The organism is Flavobacterium sp., assembly GCF_043722275.1.
Classification (GTDB): Bacteria; Bacteroidota; Bacteroidia; order Flavobacteriales; family Flavobacteriaceae; genus Flavobacterium.
Window position 1 is genome coordinate 15933 of record NZ_JAYSPC010000114.1, and the last position, 18066, is coordinate 33998.

The window sequence follows — 18066 nt, forward strand, 5'->3', positions numbered from 1 at the left end:
ACAATGGATTTATTAATTTTGGAAAAAAATTATATGATCATGCAAGAAGCATCTTTTACAAATTTGTTTAAAACGATAATGTGGATTATTGCGTTTTATTATATTTTTAAATTTTTAGCTAAAATATTTTTACCAGTATTGGTAAAAAAAGCAGTTGAAAAAGCAGGCGAAAATTTTCAGAGACAACAACAATACAGTCAGGGCAATACATGGCAAAATACACGTCCAAATAAGGATGAAATAGTCATTGATACAGCCAATGCAAAAAAACCTCGCGAAACCAAAAAGGTTGGCGATTATGTTGATTACGAAGAAATAGATTAAGTTTGTGTCCTAGATTGTAGGATTCATCATTTAACCAAACCAGCCTAAATTGAAAATAGTAAATAAATTCTATCCGCATGCCCTTGTTATATTGGGTTTTATTCTCGTTTCTTTAATTTATTTTTATCCTGTTTTACAAGGAAAACAAATATTCCAATCGGATATTGCTCAATATACCGGAATGGCAAAAGAGCAAAATGATTTTAGAGCTGTAGAACATTCTGAACCATATTGGACAAATTCAGCTTTTGGCGGAATGCCAACATATCAGTTGGGAGCAAATTATCCTAATGATTATGTGGGAAAAATAGATGATGCTTTGCGTTTTTTACCACGTCCTGCTGATTATTTATTTTTATATTTCTTAGGTTTCTACGGATTATTACTGGTTTTAAAAACAGATCCTTTAAAAGCATTTATTGGTGCAATTGCCTTTGGTTTTTCCACCTATTTAATCATAATACTTGGAGTTGGTCATAATGCAAAAGCGCATGCGATTGCTTATATGCCACTTGTTATTGCCGGATTTATACTGGTTTTCCAGAAAAAATATATTTGGGGAGGTTTGCTCACCATGTTTGCGGTTGCATTAGAAGTTAATGCAAACCACTTTCAAATGACCTATTATTTATTGATTTTCTTATTGATATTATCAGGTTATTTTGCCTTCAATTTTATAAAAGAGAAAGAATATAAGCAACTATTAATTGCAATAGGAACTTTGGCTGTAGCCGGAATTTTTGCCATAGGAGCAAATGCCACTAACTTAATGGCAACCAGCGAATATGCAAAGTTTAGTACACGTAGCAACAGCGAATTAACTTTCAATCCTGACGGATCTAAAAAAGTAAATGAAAACGCTTTAAGCCGAGAATACATTACAGAATACAGTTACGGAATCCCTGAAAGTTTTAACTTAATTGCTCCAAGACTTTTTGGAGGTTCAAATCATGAAAATGTTGGGACTGATAGCCGTATGTACGCATTTATGCTCGAGCAGGGAGTTCCTACAGAGCAAGCTCAGGATTTTGTGTCCGGAATGCCAACGTATTGGGGAGATCAGCCTATTGTTGCGGCTCCTGCATATATTGGTGTTGTAGTTTTCTTTTTAGGAGTTTTAGCATTATTTATTGATGACAGAAAAATAAAATACGTATTTCTTTCGGGAGCATTAGTTGCATTAGTACTTTCTTGGGGGAAAAACTTCCCGTTATTGACTGACTTTTTTATCGATTATGTTCCAATGTACGATAAGTTTAGAGCAGTTTCATCGATTCAGGTTATTCTTGAATTGTGTTTTCCTGTTTTGGCTATTATGGGACTACAATCCTTTTTCAAAGCTAAAGATGAACCTAAAATTCAGCAAAAAGCCCTTATTCAAACAGGAGTTTTTGGTTTAGGAGTTATCGTGATTTTAGTATTTGCTAAAAGCATGTTTCATTTTACAGGAAGCAACGACAATTATTTCTTAGACAGTTACGGACCAGCTTTTGTTGATGCATTAAAAGAAGACAGAATGACTTTATATTCTGCTGATTTATTGCGTTCAGGCTTTTTTATCGTATTGACTTTTGGAATTTTATGGTTGTTTGTCAAAAATAAATTAGCTCAAAATACCACTTTGATTATCGTTGGTTTATTAATGATTTTCGATTTGTTTTTTGTCGATAAAAAATATGTTTCGGCAAAAGATTTTGTGAGTCCCGTACAAATTGCAGCTCCGTTTCAGGAAACACCTGCTGATACTCAGATTTTAAAAGACACAACACATTACAGGGTTTTTGAAGTAAGCGGGAACATGTCAAGCGCACGAGCATCTTATTTTCATCATTCTTTAGGTGGATATCATGCAGCAAAACCAAGAAGAATTCAGCAGTTATTTGATTATCAGATAGCAAAAAACAACATGGAAGTTTTAGACATGCTGAATATCAAATACATCATTCAAACGGATAAAGATGGAAAAGAATTTCCAACGGTAAATCCAAATACAAATGGAAATGCATGGTTTGTAAGCGCAGTAAAACTGGTAAATAAACCAGATGATGTTATGAAAGCTTTAGATCATCTTGACACTAAAAAAGTGGCTGTTTTCAATGTTCATGAACACGAAGGTAAATTTAAAAGTGCCAGATTAAAGAAACAATGGGACACAACCGGAACAATACAAGTTGTACAATATAAACCTAATTATATCAAATACAAATCAGATAATGAAAAAGATGGTTTAGCTGTTTTTTCTGAGATATATTATAAAAACGGATGGAATGCCTATGTTGATGGTAAATTGACAGACCATTTTCCTGTTGATTACGTTTTAAGAGCAATGGAAATTCCCGGAGGAAAACATACTATCGAGTTTAAATTTGAACCACAAGTTGTAAAAACCGGAAGCGCGATCACTTTAATAAGTTCTATTGGAATGTTATTGCTTTTGATTGGAGGGATTTATTTTGAAAGAAAGAAGTCTGTTAAACAGTCACAGTAATCAGTTTCAGTTTCTAACTCTGCGAATCTTCGTGAAATCGTTGTGACACATTTTGTGAAAGAATAATTTCGCAGAGTGACACAAAGATTTCACAGAGATGCACAAATGAATCTTTAAAAATCTTTGCGAAACTTTGCGGGAACTTTGTGAGTCTCTGTGAAACCGAATAAATCGAATGGAACAAAAAAAACTCTTAATTATTACCTATTATTTTCCACCTGCTGGAGGTCCGGGCGTACAGCGTTGGTTGAAATTTGTAAAATATTTACCTGAATTTGGTATTCAGCCAATTGTTTATGTTCCTGAAAATCCAACTTATCCAATAGTTGACGAAGGATTGGTGAGCCAAATTTCTGATAAGTCAATTGTTCTGAAAAATAAAATTTGGGAACCTTATCAATTGGCTTCCATATTTTCAAAAAATAAAACCAGAAAAATCAGTTCCGGAATTTTTCCTCACAAGAAAAAGCAGACTTTTTTAGATAAAACATTCCTTTGGATTCGTGGAAATTTGTTTATTCCGGATGCGCGTGTCTTTTGGGTAAAACCATCTGCAAAATACCTTGAAAAATATATCAGGGAAAATAATATAGACACAATTGTAACTTCGGGACCGCCGCACAGTTTGCATTTGATTGGTTTAGAATTAAAAGAAAAACTAAACGTGAAATGGTTTGCTGATTTTCGCGATCCGTGGACAACGATTGGATATCATAAAGCACTGCGTTTATCAAATTACGCTGCTAAAAAGCATAAAAAGCTTGAACATAAAGTATTAAATACTGCCGATACCATTATTGTAACCAGTAAAACTACTAAAACCGAATTTCAGGCGATTACGAATAAGCCAATTTCGGTAATTACAAACGGTTATGATATTGAAAATATCGAGAAACAGACTTTAGATACTAAATTTACTTTGGCACATATCGGTTCTTTTTTATCCGATAGAAATCCTCAGTTTTTATGGGAATGTCTGGTAGAATTACTCCACGAAATCCCAGATTTTAAATCCCATTTAGAAATTAAATTAATTGGCGCAGTAAGTCAGGAAGTTCTTGATGCAATTGCCAAATTTAAGCTCAATGACTATCTAAATTTTCTAGGCTATGTTTCACACCACGAAGCAATTGCACATCAAAAAAAATCTCAGGTTTTACTTTTAATCGAGATTAATTCTGAAGATACTAAAAGCATAATTCCGGGTAAACTGTTTGAATATATGGTGTCAAATCGCCCAATTATTGCCATTGGCCCTAATGGTTCTGATTTTGCAGCTATAATAACAGAAACAAATACAGGAGTATTTTTTGATTATTCTGAAAAAGCGAAGCTAAAAAGTGTAATTTTGGACTTTTATAATCAATTTCTGGAAGGGAAATTAGAATCTCATGGCGTTGGTTTACAACAATATTCAAGAAAAAACCTTACCAAACAATTGGCACAATTGATCAATTAAAAAAAACAATAATAATTTCAAAAATCAATCCCGATAGCTATCTGGAACTAAAATCTAAAATCCAAAAATGGGTATTGTTTTAAATCAGTCTTTCAAAAATACAATTATTACTTATATAGGTTTCGCTATTGGGGCCATTAATACACTTTATTTATATCCGGTTTTTTTAGGTGCAACATATTATGCATTAACAAATTACATACTTTCGGCAGCAAATGTTATTATGCCTTTGTTCGCTATAGGAATGCAAAATACACTAGTCAAATTTTATTCGCAATATAAAACAGAAGAGGAAAGAGAGCAATTTCTATCCTTTACAGCATTGTTTCCTGTCTTGATGTGTATTCCGTTAGGGATTATTGGTATTTTCTTTTTTGATGATATTACAGCATTTGTTTCTAAACAAAATCCTGTTGTAAAGCAGTTTATGTTTTTGATTCCGTTTGTTGGACTTTGTATGGCATATTTTGAAATTTTCTATGCTTGGGCAAGAGTTCATATGCATTCCGTTTTTGGAAATTTTATAAAAGAAGTCGGTTTACGTTTGGTTTCTACAATTGCTTTAATAGGTTTATATTTTCATTGGATAACATTAATACAATTTGTATATGTGACTGTAGTTATATATTTCGTTGCATTTTTGGTCACCATGTTCTATGCATTTTACATCAAAAAGCCAAAGTTCCAAATTACAATTCCCCAAAATGTAAAAGAGGTAATGGAATATACTTTTTTCATTATTTTATCTGGAAGTGTAGCTAATTTGCTTTTAGATGGAGATAAACTGATACTGAATCAATATATGGAAATTGAAAATATTGCGTATTACTCAGTTGCCACCTATATTGCTTTAGTTATTTCGGTTCCAAGTCGTGCAATGCATCAAATTGTATATCCTATTACAGCAAAATTGATGCACGAAAATAAACATGATGAATTAAATATTCTGTATAAAAAAACTTCAATAAATCTTCAGATTGTGGGAGGATTTGTAATGTTGTGTATTTTTGTCAATATCGATCAATTGTATGAAATAGTTCCGAAAGAATATAGAGGAGGTATTCCAGTCGTATTTATGATTGGGTTATCAAAATATTTTGATCTTATTTTAGGAAATAATAATGCGATCATTTTTAATACTAAATATTATCGCACAGTATTATTTTTAGGATTGGGCTTAGTTGTTTTGACATTCGTTTTAAATATAATTTTTATACCGGATTATGGTATAATGGGGTCTGCATTTGCGACACTATTATCCATCACATTTTATAGTTTAGCCAAGTTAATTTTTGTAGTTAAAAAACTCGATTTGTATCCCTTTACAAAACAAAATTTGTATTCCCTGGCAGTTACAACAGTTCTGTTCTTAGTTTTTTATTTCTGGGAATTTCCAGTTTATCCATTAATTGGTATTGCTTTAAAATCAATTTTAGTAACTATTTTATACGTGTATTTAAATTACAAGTTTAATATTTCTCCGGATATTAATAAAGTAATCGATATGCTTTTAAGAAAAATAGGAATTAAAATTTAGTACGATTTTATTGAGAAATCAAAAGTAAATTAAATTCGAATCTATTTTGTTTTTATATTTGTTAGTAAGGATAACCAACTTATAGCAAACAGAATATGAAAAAGAAAATACTTTGTTTTTTAACTTTCTTCATTGTTTTATTTTTTCAGTTTGCGTTTGCTCAAAATGAGAATCCGCAAATAACCAAACCTGAACTAAAATTAAAAGCATATCCTGTAGCTCCTTTTAAGGATACACTTTTTTATGTTTACAATAAAGTTGGATCTTTTTCGGCAGAAAACAGAGCAAAAGCAATCACAGGAAAAATAAAATCATTGTATGAAAATGATCTCTTTAAATCCGATTCTCTAAAAATTATTCCTTCAGATATTAGTTTGGATATTGTTTACAAAGGTGATCTTATATTAATGTCGGTTTTAAATGCCGATGCTAAAGTTGAAAATAAATCAGTTCCCGAAATTGCAAGGCGTAATTTTAATGCAATAAAGAAAGCTGTTATTTCCCAAAATTTAAATTATTCATTATTTCCTAAACGTCTCGGATTTACCGCTTTATTAATACTTATTCTTAGTATTGTTTTATTTCTTGCATCTAAAATTTTCGGAAAAATAAAATCCTATTTCGCAAGTAAAAGAGAAAGATACTTTAAAGGTTTTACGTATAACAATATAAATGTACTCACGCCCGAAAAGCAGGAATTTGTCGCCATGCGTATCATTGGCATTATAAAAATCATTACTTTAATACTTATTATTTATTCCACTTTACCTGTACTTTTTAATATTTTTCCTTCAACACAAGCGTATACAACAACGATTTTAAAATGGACATTAACTCCAATAAAATCTGCCGTGATGGGATTTGTTGATTTCCTGCCAAATCTATTTACTATAATTGTGATTATTTTGATTTTTAGATATACACTCAAAATAATTAAATTTTTTGTTGATGAGATAAACAAAGAAAACATTAAAGTAAATGGTTTTTACAGCGATTGGGCAAAACCAACATTTAATATTATTCGGTTTTTGGCATATGCATTTATGCTCGTGGTTATATTTCCGTATTTGCCAGGTTCAGATTCACCAATTTTTAAAGGCGTTTCGGTTTTTGTTGGGATTCTGTTTTCGTTAGGTTCATCAAATGCGATTGCCAATATGGTTGCAGGATTAGTGATCACCTATATGCGCCCGTTTAAGATTGGAGATTTTATAAAAATAGGCGATGTAAGCGGGGAAGTGATCGAAAAAACAGCTTTAGTCACAAGAATCAGAACTCCGAAGTTCGAAGATATTACTATCCCAAATTCGACAGTTTTATCCAGTACCTCAACTAATTATTCGTCCAATACAAAACAAGACAACAACGGTTTATTAATACATACCACTGTTACAATTGGTTATGATGTTCCTTGGGCAGCTATTTATAAAGCATTGATAGAAGCCGCATTAAATACGGAAATGGTAGAGAAAACTCCAATACCTTTTGTTTTGCAAACCAGTTTAGATGATTTTTATGTTTCGTACCAAATCAATGTTTACACGAAACAACCCAAAAAGCAGCCGTTGATTTATTCGTCATTACATCAAAATATTCAGGATTCATTTAACGCAGCCGGAATCGAGATTATGTCACCACATTATAATGCAGTAAGAGACGGAAATACGACTACAATTCCTGAAAGATATTTGAAAGACGATTATGAAGCACCAACTTTTACTATTAAAAAGAAAAAATAAGATTAAAAAAAATGTGCTAATAATCTTAAAAATTTAACAGTCGTTGTTTTGCAGTTAATTTTATAAAAAGTAACTTTAGCTGAGAATTTAGCAACACTTTGCTTTTTAGGATAAAAAATATCTTACTTAATACAATAAAAGCACCTAGTGTACTGTTCTTAGGATTATAACACTTTACAAAAAACAGAAATTTGTAAAAGTAAATGTAGTAGTATTTGGATTAATTTTTTTAATGAACGATTATGAAAAACAATGAACTGAGTCAGGAGCAGAGCTTACAAGTATTTTCTAATATGATATCCAACAAAGTTCATAACGGATTTACATTAGAAGAAAGAAATGATGAATTCCTTTTTGCCGTTCTTTCAAAAGGCGGAAAAGTAGTCAATCATGGTTTAAATTTCATTATTTTTTGTTTGACCTTAGGATTATGGTCATTTGCATGGCTTTATCTAACGATTGAGGCTCGAAAACAAAAAAAAGTATTAGTTGCCATTGACGAAGATGGTTTTCCCTTTGAAGAAAGATGTTTAGTCGCTTAAGAAATTTAAATCACAAATGAAAAATTCCAAATTCCAATAATCATGTTATTGCAATTTGGAATTTTTTTATTTTCTCTTTTTAACTCCAACGGATTAAAATCCGTTACTACAAAATAAATCATTTCTCTGGAATTTTCTTTAAGCAGTTCCTTAGGCACAAGGCATATTGTAGAGATGGATTTTAATCCATCATCCGCAACGATTACGAAAATTTGTCATTCCGGGAAACGAGGAATCTTCACAAGAACTTCGCAAAGAAATTCCGTACAAAATCTTAAAACCTCAGTACCTTTTCCTAAAGTTTATCCTTCAAATAAATTCCCGTTACCGATTTCTTTTGTTTAGCAACATCTTCAGGAGTTCCTTCGGCTAATAAATGTCCGCCGTTTTCACCGCCTTCAGGGCCTAAATCAATAATCCAGTCCGCACATTTTATAAGATCAAGATTATGTTCAATTACAATAATCGAATGTCCTTTTTCTATCAAAGCATCAAATGACGCTAATAATTTTTTAATATCATGAAAGTGTAAACCTGTAGTAGGTTCATCAAAAACAAATAAAGCTTTGTCTTTTGTAGCACCTTTTACTAAAAACGAAGCCAGTTTAATACGTTGCGCTTCACCACCGGAAAGCGTTGACGAAGATTGTCCTAATTGAACATATCCTAAACCAACATCTTGCAATGGTTGTAGTTTCTGCGTAATTTTTGTCTGTTTATTTTTATCAAAAAAAGCAATTGCATTATCAATAGTCATCGTTAGAATATCGTTGATGTTTTTATCATCAAAAGTTATTTCTAAAATTTCTTTTTTGAATCTTTTTCCGCCACAAGTTTCACAAGGAAGGGAAACATCAGCCATAAAAACCATTTCAACGTTTATCGATCCTTCTCCTTTACAAGTTTCGCAACGACCTCCGTCAACGTTAAAAGAAAAATGTTTAGCCTGATAACCTCTTATTTTTGATAATTTTTCTTTTGCATATAAATCCCTGATATCATCATAAGCCTTAATATAAGTTACAGGATTTGAACGTGAACTTCTGCCAATTGGGTTTTGATCTACGTATTCTATATGTTTAATTTGCGAAAAGGAACCTTTTATTTCACTAAACTGACCTGCTTTTTCAGACGCGTTTTCCAGTTTCTTTTGTACTGCCGGAAAAAGAATTTTCTTAATCAGCGTACTTTTTCCACTTCCTGAAACTCCTGTAATTACAGTAAGAACATCAAGAGGAAAAGTAACATTAATATTTTTCAGATTATTTTCTCTGGCGCCAATAATATCAATATGATTTTTGAATTTTCGTCTCTTTTTAGGAACCGAAATTTCTAAATCTCCGTTAAGATATTTTGCCGTTAACGAATCTGATTTTAATATTTCATCATAAGTTCCCTGAGCGACTAAATGACCGCCAAAAGTTCCTGCTTCCGGACCAATATCTATAATCATATCGGCGGCTTTCATGATATCTTCATCATGTTCCACCACAATTACGGTATTTCCTAAATCACGAAGCGAAAGCAAAACCTTAATCAATCGTTCAGAATCTTTTGGGTGCAAACCAATACTTGGTTCATCCAGAATATACATCGAACCAACTAAACTGCTTCCTAACGAAGTCGCCAGATTAATACGCTGCGATTCTCCACCGGAAAGCGTTGCAGAGTTTCTGTTTAAAGTCAGATAATCCAAACCAACTTCCGTCAAAAACGACAAACGATTGTTGATTTCAACCATCAAACGTTTTGCGATTTGCTGTTCGTAAACATTTAAATCAATGTTTTTGAAAAAAGTAACCAAATGTTCAATTGGTAAATCTACTAAATCTGAAACCGTTTTACCATTGATTTTCACGTATGAAGCCTCAATTCGTAAACGTTTTCCGCGACAAGCGTGACATTTTGTTTTTCCGCGATAACGCGATAACATCACACGATTTTGTATCTTATAATTTTTCTCTTCCAGTTCCTTAAAGAAACCGTTAAGACCTTGAAAATATTGATTTCCTTTCCAGATTAAATCTTTTTGATCGTCTGTAAGTTCAAAGAAAGGTTTATGAATTGGGAAATCAAATTTGTATGCATGTTTTATCAATTCATCCTTGTACCAGCTCATACTATCGCCTCTCCAAGGATAAATAGCACTTTCAAAAACAGATAAGGAAGTATTAGGAATCACCAAATCTGCGTCAATACCAATAATATTTCCGTAACCTTCGCAAACCGGACAAGCTCCGTAAGGATTATTAAAACTGAACAAATGAACATTTGGTTCCAGAAACGTGATTCCGTCAAGCTCAAAATTATTCGAATACGTGAACTTTTTATCTGAACCTAATTCCTGTAAATAGCAAATTCCTTTTCCTTCAAAAAAAGCAGTTTGAACCGCATCTGCAAGACGATTATAAAATTCCTCTTCCTCCTTAACAACAATTCTGTCAATGATTAATAAGATATCTTTATTGTCTAATTTATGGATTTCTGTTGGCGTGAAATCATCCAGACGAACCATTTCATTATTCACTAAAATACGCGCAAAACCTTGTTGCAGCAATACTTTTAGTTTATCTTCTAATTTTCGTCCTTCTTCTAAATGAATAGGAGAAAGAAGCAGCCATTTACTGTCTAGTTCCAATGTTTTTACATCGGCAACAACATCTGTAACCGTATTTTTTTTCACTTCCAGTCCGGAAACTGGCGAATAGGTACGGCCAATTCTCGCGAACAAAAGTTTGACGTAATCATAGATTTCGGTAGAAGTTCCAACTGTGGAACGCGCATTCGTAGTATTTACCTTTTGCTCAATAGCAATTGCAGGCGCAATACCCTTTATATATTCCACTTTTGGCTTGTCTAAACGTCCCAGGAACTGACGAGCGTAGGAGGATAAACTCTCCACGTAACGGCGCTGTCCTTCAGCATACAAAGTATCAAAAGCCAAGCTTGATTTACCTGATCCTGAAAGTCCTGTGATTACAACAAGTTTATTTCTGGGAATTGCAACATCTACATTTTTTAAATTATGTACCTGCGCTCCTTTAATTATAATATTATGTTTTGGGTCGAGTGTCGAAAGATCAATTTTCATAAAAAAAGTCAATTTTTACAAAAGTAATCAATTTTGAACTGAATTTTGTTAATCCGATTGTTCCAAATTTTAACTAATTGCGTTAGTTTCAGTCTCATTTTTCACTCAAAAGGACAATTTATTTATCGCCACAGATTAAAGTGATTAAAATCATTAATAATTTGCGCAAAAAATTTTGCCACGAATTTCTCGAATTTCACGAATTCAAATTTGTGTGAATTTGTGAAATTCGTGGCGAAAAAAAAATAACAATTAGCATCATTTTTAATCTATAAAATCTGTGGCATATTTCTCAACAGATATTGTTAAGTTTTCACTCAATCAAATTTGTGCTAATTCGTGAAATTCGTGGCGAAAAAGAGCCAACATTTTATTATCAGGCATATTTTTAACAATCAACTTGTTATTACAATATAAAATAAGCTATTTTAGAACTGTTTTTATAATAAATTAATACCACGGCTCAATTTGAAAACTAAATTTTCCTTTCTGTTTTTTTTGATCAGTTTTATCCTGTTTTCGCAGGAGTTTCCGCCTATTATTAAATATTCATCGGCTGTTTATGGAGCAGGAAATCAAAGCTGGATGATTTCGCAGGACGATCAAAACTATTTGTATTTTGCTAATAACGACGGACTTTTAGAATATAATGGTACAAACTGGCAATTATATCCTACGCCGGATGAAACCATTATGCGATCTGTAAAAGTAATTGGCAACAAAATTTATACAGGCAGTTATATGAATTTTGGATATTGGACAAGACAAAACAATGGCAAATTAAAATATACTTCGCTTAGTAATACAATCAAAAACAAGATTTTAGATGATGAACAATTTTGGAATATCTTAAAATACGATCAATGGGTTTTATTTCAATCCTTAAACCGAATCTATATTTATGACACCAAAACCGGAAAATTTAAGATCATTTCACCTAAAAATGGCGTAGTAAAATCGTTCGCAAATAAAAATGCTATTTATTTTCAAACTATAAAAGACGGACTTTTTGAAATTGAAAGCGGAAAAGCAAAATTAGTTTCGGATAATCCGATACTTAAAAAATTCACGATCGTAAATTTATTTACCGCAGAAGATGGTTTACTAATCCAAACCCAATTAGATGGAATTTATACATTAACGGGAAATAATCTAACTCGTTTTGCAACAGATGTTGATTCTGATTTAAAATCTAGTTTTGTATACAGCAGCCAGCTTTTACAAGACGGAAGTTTTGCGTTGGGAACGGTTTCTAACGGAATTTTTGTTTTATCGGATAAAGGAAAACTAAAATATCATATTTCGCAAAGCAAAGGTTTGAGCAATAATACCGCTTTGTCACTTTTTGAAGATAAAGATCAGAATTTATGGGCGGGACTTGATAACGGAATCAATTGCATCAATATCAATTCGCCGGTTCATAGTTTTACAGATGATACGGGCGTTTTAGGAACCGTTTACGCATCGGCAACTTTTAATGGCTTGTTGTATGTAGGAACTAATCAGGGATTATTTTGCAAAAGCATTGAGAGCAATTCAGAGTTTAAATTCATCAACGGAACAAAAGGGCAGGTTTGGTCACTTTTTGTATATGATAATACACTTTTCTGCGGACATGATTCGGGAACTTTTGTTGTAACCAATGATTCGGCACATAATATATTTTCGGGATCCGGAACCTGGAAATTTGAAGCTGTTCCTAATAACAAAAATCAATTGCTTCAGGGAAATTATTACGGAATTTCGGTGCTGGAAAAAGTAAACAATCAATGGATTTTCAAAAACAAAATAGAAGGTTTTAATTATTCTTCCCGTTATTTTGAAATCTCAAATAATTTTGATGTTTATGTCAGTCACGAATATAAAGGAGTTTTTAGATTAAAACTCGATAAATCTTTATTAAAAACGCATGGTTTCTACACGTATAAATCTCCCCAAAAAGGAAAAAATGCAAGTTTAACCAAATTCAATAATCAGATTTATTATGCTTATAAAGGCGGAATTTTCAAATTAAACCAAAAGACAAAACTCTTTGAAAAGGACAATTTATTAAGTTCTATTTTCGAAAAAGACGAATATACATCCGGAAAATTAATTGTAGACAATTCGAATAAAATCTGGTTATTTTCTAAAAACTACATTCATTATTTTTCTGCCAGTAAATTGAGCAATCAGTTAAAACAAAATGTAATCCCAATTCCGTCGTCATTGACAAATTCAATGCTGGGATTTGAAAATATCACGCAAATTTCAAAATCGACTTATTTAATAGGCACAACAGATGGATATTATACGCTGAATATTGATGATTTGAGTTTTAAAAATTATAGCGTTTTTATCACTGATATTACAATCAACAAACAAAATGAGACTTTACAAAATGTTGCCATTCAAAACGAAGGAAGTTTCAAATCAACTGAAAACAACATCACTTTAAATTACACCGTTCCGGAATACAATAAATACATCAACTCAGAATATCAGTATTTATTAGAAGGTTTCCAGAACGATTGGAGCGAATGGAGCACAAAAGCAACGGTAAATTTTAAAAACCTTTCGCCGGGAAAATATACATTTAAAGTAAGGGCAAAATATGCCAATACAATTTTACAGAATACTGCGACTTATACATTTGTAGTTTTAAAACCTTGGTATTTAACCAATCTTGCATGGTTTATTTATTTCCTTTTGATGTTTGTTCTGGCGTATTTTATCAATAAATCCTATCGTAATTATTATCACAAACAAAAAGAGAAATTAATCGAGGAAAATAATCTATTATTAGAGATTAAAGAACTTGAAAACGAACAGCAATTAATGAAACTTAGAAACGAACAGCTTTCTCAGGACGTTGATAATAAAAATCGTGAGCTGGCAGTTTCAACAATGAGTTTAAACAGTAAAAACGAATTACTGGCTTTTATTAAAGAAGATTTAAAAAAGACCACCCAAAACGATAGTAATAATATCAAATCTGTCATAAGTACCATTAATAAAAATATTACCGAAGATGATTCCTGGAATGTTTTTAAGGAAGCTTTTGATAGTGCCGATAAAGATTTTCTAAAAAGGATAAAACAACTTCATCCATTGCTTACACCAAACGATCTACGTCTTTGTGCGTATCTTCGATTGAACCTTTCCTCTAAAGAAATTGCTCCATTATTTAACATTTCGGTTCGAAGCGTAGAGATAAAAAGATATCGTTTGCGTAAAAAAATGGATTTACAGCACGAAATCGGTTTAGGAGAATATATCCTCGCTGTATAGTAAGTCAGAAATAGCTTCAAAATAACTATACATTACCACAACATTAACGTTGTATTAGGAAATTCAGACTGATTTGTTAAAGAAATTAACATTCTGAAATTATAGTTAAATAAGGGTGTATTTTGAGATATATTGAATTTACATAGGATTATTTTAAGATGTATGTTTTTTGTTGTGGTTAAATTTATCGTTTTCCTAAAGGGATAAGATAAATTTAGCTTTCAATAAAAACTAACTAATTATGAAATCCAAATTATTACTAACCGTACTATTATTGTGTACATCATTTGCGTTCTCGCAAACTTTTGATGTAAGCGGTACAGTACTAGATGGCTCAGGTTTATCACTGCCTGGCGTGAATGTAAAAGTTAAAAGTTCCTCACAAAGTACAACCACAGACTTTGACGGATCTTTTAAATTATTAGCAGTTCCTAAAGGAACTATAATTGTTTTTAGTTATATAGGTTTTAAAACGCAGGAAATTGCAGTTTCGGGAACTAAAATAACAGTTAAAATGAGCGACGATGCAAGATCTCTTGATGAAGTCGTAGTTATTGGTTACGGAACTCAAAAAAAGAGAGAAGTAACAGGAGCGGTTTCAATAGTTGACAGTAAAACACTTGATCTCCTGAAACCGGCAAGAATTGAGCAGGCACTTCAAGGTACAATGTCAGGAGTAAATGTTACCACACAATCCGGAGCTCCCGGAGCACCATTAGATATTCGTATTCGTGGTATTGCTACAAATGGTGAAAACAGACCAACCACTATTATTGACGGTTATGTAGGAGATTTATCATTGCTTAATCCTAATGATATTGAAACTATCACTGTATTAAAAGATGCTCAGGCGGCTATTTATGGTACAATTGGAGCTAACGGAATTATTTTGGTTACAACCAAAATGGGAAAGAAAAATTCTAAAACAAAAATCTCTTTCAATAGTTATACAGGATTTCAGGAAACGTCCAGAAAATTACCAACGCTAAATGCTACAGAATATGGCCTTTTATTAAATGAAAGTTATGCAAATGGCGGAAAAACGCTTCCTTACCCAAATGTTAGCGGTTTAGGAAAAGGTACAAACTGGCAGGATGAAGTTTTCAAAAAAGGAGTTCCAATTATCAGTAATGATTTAACAATTTCCGGAGGTTCAGAAAAAATTACTTACTCAATAAGTGGTTCACATTTAGATCAGGAAGGAATTGTAGGCGGAGACAAATCAGGTTTTTTACGAAATACGGCAAGGTTGGGTTTAACAGCTGATTTGAGCGATAAATTCAAAGTAAAAACAAACGTAATTTATACTTATTTTACAAGAAATACATTAAACGAAAACGGCTTAGGTTCGGTTTTATTCAATGCATTAAACGTTCCGGCAACACTAAGACCTTATGATGCAAATGGAGAATTTACTGTAGTGCCAAACACAACAGGATTAGGTAATGAAATTATCAACCCGTTAGCACAAATCGCAAACACGTATAATGATTACAATTATAAAAAACTGAATGGAAATTTTGGATTGGATTATAAAATTTTCAAAGGTTTTGTCTTATCAAGTTCAATAGGTTTCAATACTTCAAATAGTGAATCAAAAACATTTGGCAAACAAATTAGTTATGGCGGAAAAGTTTTTGATGTTCAAAGAAGTTCAGTTACGCAAGGCGCTGTTAATGATAATAATTATTCATTTGACCTTTTTGGAACTTATAATACAAAAATTGCTGACAAACACAATATTACAGGAACTGTAGGGACAACTATTTTTAAAGAATGGGGTAACGGACTTACTGCAACTGGTTTTGATGTTCCAAATAATTCATGGGATTTTGCAGATATATCTTTAACCAAAGGAGTTTCGGCAACTTTAACCAATAGTTCATACGTATACGACCAACGAAGATTGTCTTATTTTGGAAGACTTCAGTACGATTATAACGGAAAATATTTATTATCAGCAATGCTTCGTCGTGATTCCTCGACTAAATTTGGACCAGGAAACAAAGTAGGATATTTTCCATCATTTACAGGAGGTTGGATAGTTTCTAAGGAAGGTTTTTTTGGAGATCCAAAAGCCATTAGTTTCTTGAAATTAAGAGCTAGTTACGGAACTCTAGGAAACGATCAAATCCCTAATTACGGTTATTTAGGACTTTTATCAGGTGAAGCAACTTATGTTTTTGATGGTACATTAGTAAACGGAACTGCGACAGGACAAGTGCCAAATCCTGATTTAAAATGGGAAGAAGCCAAAAAATTTGATGTTGGTTTAGATGTCAATTTTTTAAACGACAAAATAGCCGTCGTTGCAGATTATTTTATCGATACCAGAAAAGATTTATTGATCCCGAATATTCCGGTTTCAGGAATTACAGGAATTGGTGCTCCGGGTGCAAGCGCACCAACATTAAACGCAGGATCTGTGAGAAACTCAGGAGTTGAATTTGCAATTGATTATAAAGATAAATTCTCAGATTCTTTTTCTTTCAGCGTAGGTTATAATGTGACTTTCCTTAAAAATGAAGTCCTAGAAGTAAATAACGGAACCGGTTTTATTGAAGGCGGAGCTTTTGGAGTAGGACAACCTGCGCCATCACGTATGGAAGTAGGACAACCACTAGGTTATTTTTATGGATATAAAACCGATGGAATTTTTCAAAATCAGGCAGAAGTTGATGCACATCCGTCGCAATTGGCTTTAGGCGCAAATGCTGCTCCCGGAGGTCTTCGTTATGTTGATGTAAATGGCGATGGTGTAATTGATACTAAAGATAAAACTAATATTGGAGATCCAATTCCGAATGCTACAATGGGATTCAATTTGCAGTTAAACTACAAAAATCTTGATTTCGCAGCCTATACTTTTGCATCAATTGGTAACGATATGGTTCGTAACTACGAGAGAACATTATCAGATGCTAATCGTTTAGATTATGTTTTAGACAGATGGACAGGAGAAGGATCTACAAACTCAACACCAAGAGTTACAACAGGAGCAACGGCAAATAATGTTTTTTCAAATTATTATGTCGAAGATGCTTCGTATTTCAGAATCCAGAATATTCAGTTAGGATATACACTTAATCCAAACATATCTCAAAAAGCCGGCATTACAAAATTAAGACTTTATACAGGAGTAAATAATTTATACACATTTACCAAATACAAAGGTTTTGATCCGGGAGCTTCAAGCGGAGCACCAATTGGAGGTGGAATTGATTATGGATTTTATCCTGTTCCAAGAACCTATTTAATGGGTCTAAACATTAATTTTTAATTCAATTAAAATGAAAAAATATTTATTTACAGCCGTTATAATGCTAACTCTATTCTCGACCTTGTGTATTTCTTGTTCGGATGAGTTTGTAGACCCAAAAGTAGAATACTCGATAGATTCTGAAAATTATTTTAACTCTAAAGCAGATTATGATCAGGCATTAATTGCGGCTTATGACTTGCTTCAATCTTCATACGTAAATGTTTTATTAGGCGAAATTGCCTCAGATAACACATTAGCAGGAGGAGAAAGTCCAACAGATGTTATTGGTTTTCAGCAAGTAGATGACATGATTCATACCCAGACAAACAGCAATTTAAGAGATGTCTGGAACTG

9 protein-coding genes and 1 pseudogene are annotated in these 18066 nt (G+C 32.5%); 9 read left to right on the top strand and 1 reads right to left on the bottom strand.

The genetic code is table 11. The features are described 5' to 3' along the window. Positions 1-3 precede the first annotated feature (3 nt). From ACHZDT_RS14460 to ACHZDT_RS14485, 6 genes are all read left to right on the top strand, one after another. Entirely contained in the window at positions 4-324 is a 321-nt protein-coding gene (locus ACHZDT_RS14460; RefSeq protein ID WP_394775329.1) for a DUF4834 family protein, read from the top strand. A 49-nt stretch (positions 325-373) separates the two neighbouring features. Next, positions 374-2812: a YfhO family protein gene (locus tag ACHZDT_RS14465; protein ID WP_394775330.1), complete on the top strand. Its 2439-nt coding sequence runs from the start codon at positions 374-376 to the stop codon at positions 2810-2812. Between the two features lie 175 nt (positions 2813-2987). Further along, complete coding sequence (locus ACHZDT_RS14470) at positions 2988-4271, top strand: glycosyltransferase family 4 protein (RefSeq protein WP_394775331.1); 1284 nt, start codon at positions 2988-2990, stop codon at positions 4269-4271. A gap of 67 nt (positions 4272-4338) precedes the next feature. After that, positions 4339-5808: a polysaccharide biosynthesis C-terminal domain-containing protein gene (locus tag ACHZDT_RS14475; RefSeq protein WP_394775332.1), complete on the top strand. Its 1470-nt coding sequence runs from the start codon at positions 4339-4341 to the stop codon at positions 5806-5808. 95 nt (positions 5809-5903) lie between these two features. Further along, positions 5904-7547 carry a mechanosensitive ion channel family protein gene (locus tag ACHZDT_RS14480; RefSeq protein ID WP_394775333.1) on the top strand — a complete coding sequence of 548 codons (1644 nt, stop codon included), beginning with the start codon at positions 5904-5906 and terminating at the stop codon, positions 7545-7547. 242 nt (positions 7548-7789) lie between these two features. Further along, positions 7790-8089, top strand: coding sequence for a hypothetical protein (locus ACHZDT_RS14485; RefSeq protein WP_394775334.1), 300 nt, complete (start codon positions 7790-7792; stop codon positions 8087-8089). A 295-nt stretch (positions 8090-8384) separates the two neighbouring features. On the opposite strand, the gene uvrA is transcribed toward ACHZDT_RS14485, so the two are convergent. Then, positions 8385-11180, bottom strand: a complete 2796-nt coding sequence (gene uvrA / locus ACHZDT_RS14490; RefSeq protein WP_394775335.1) for an excinuclease ABC subunit UvrA — start codon at positions 11178-11180, stop codon at positions 8385-8387. Positions 11181-11648: 468 nt separating this feature from the next. On the opposite strand from uvrA, the gene ACHZDT_RS14495 reads away from it, so the two are divergent. From ACHZDT_RS14495 to ACHZDT_RS14505, 3 genes and pseudogenes are all read left to right on the top strand, one after another. Next, positions 11649-14450: a triple tyrosine motif-containing protein gene (locus tag ACHZDT_RS14495; protein WP_394775336.1), complete on the top strand. Its 2802-nt coding sequence runs from the start codon at positions 11649-11651 to the stop codon at positions 14448-14450. A 241-nt stretch (positions 14451-14691) separates the two neighbouring features. Then, the gene (locus tag ACHZDT_RS14500) at positions 14692-17730 is read left to right on the top strand and encodes a SusC/RagA family TonB-linked outer membrane protein (RefSeq protein ID WP_394775337.1); all 3039 of its coding nucleotides are present in this window, start codon (positions 14692-14694) and stop codon (positions 17728-17730) included. 10 nt (positions 17731-17740) lie between these two features. Beyond that, a pseudogene (locus ACHZDT_RS14505) lies at positions 17741-18066 on the top strand (RagB/SusD family nutrient uptake outer membrane protein); the annotation flags it as partial.

Coding starts and splice junctions, on each gene's coding strand:
- ACHZDT_RS14460 (WP_394775329.1), top strand. CDS start 4: ATGGATTTATTAATTTTGGAAAAAAATTATATGATCATGCAAGAAGCA.
- ACHZDT_RS14470 (WP_394775331.1), top strand. CDS start 2,988: ATGGAACAAAAAAAACTCTTAATTATTACCTATTATTTTCCACCTGCT.
- ACHZDT_RS14475 (WP_394775332.1), top strand. CDS start 4,339: ATGGGTATTGTTTTAAATCAGTCTTTCAAAAATACAATTATTACTTAT.
- ACHZDT_RS14480 (WP_394775333.1), top strand. CDS start 5,904: ATGAAAAAGAAAATACTTTGTTTTTTAACTTTCTTCATTGTTTTATTT.
- ACHZDT_RS14485 (WP_394775334.1), top strand. CDS start 7,790: ATGAAAAACAATGAACTGAGTCAGGAGCAGAGCTTACAAGTATTTTCT.
- uvrA (WP_394775335.1), bottom strand. CDS start 11,180: ATGAAAATTGATCTTTCGACACTCGACCCAAAACATAATATTATAATT.
- ACHZDT_RS14500 (WP_394775337.1), top strand. CDS start 14,692: ATGAAATCCAAATTATTACTAACCGTACTATTATTGTGTACATCATTT.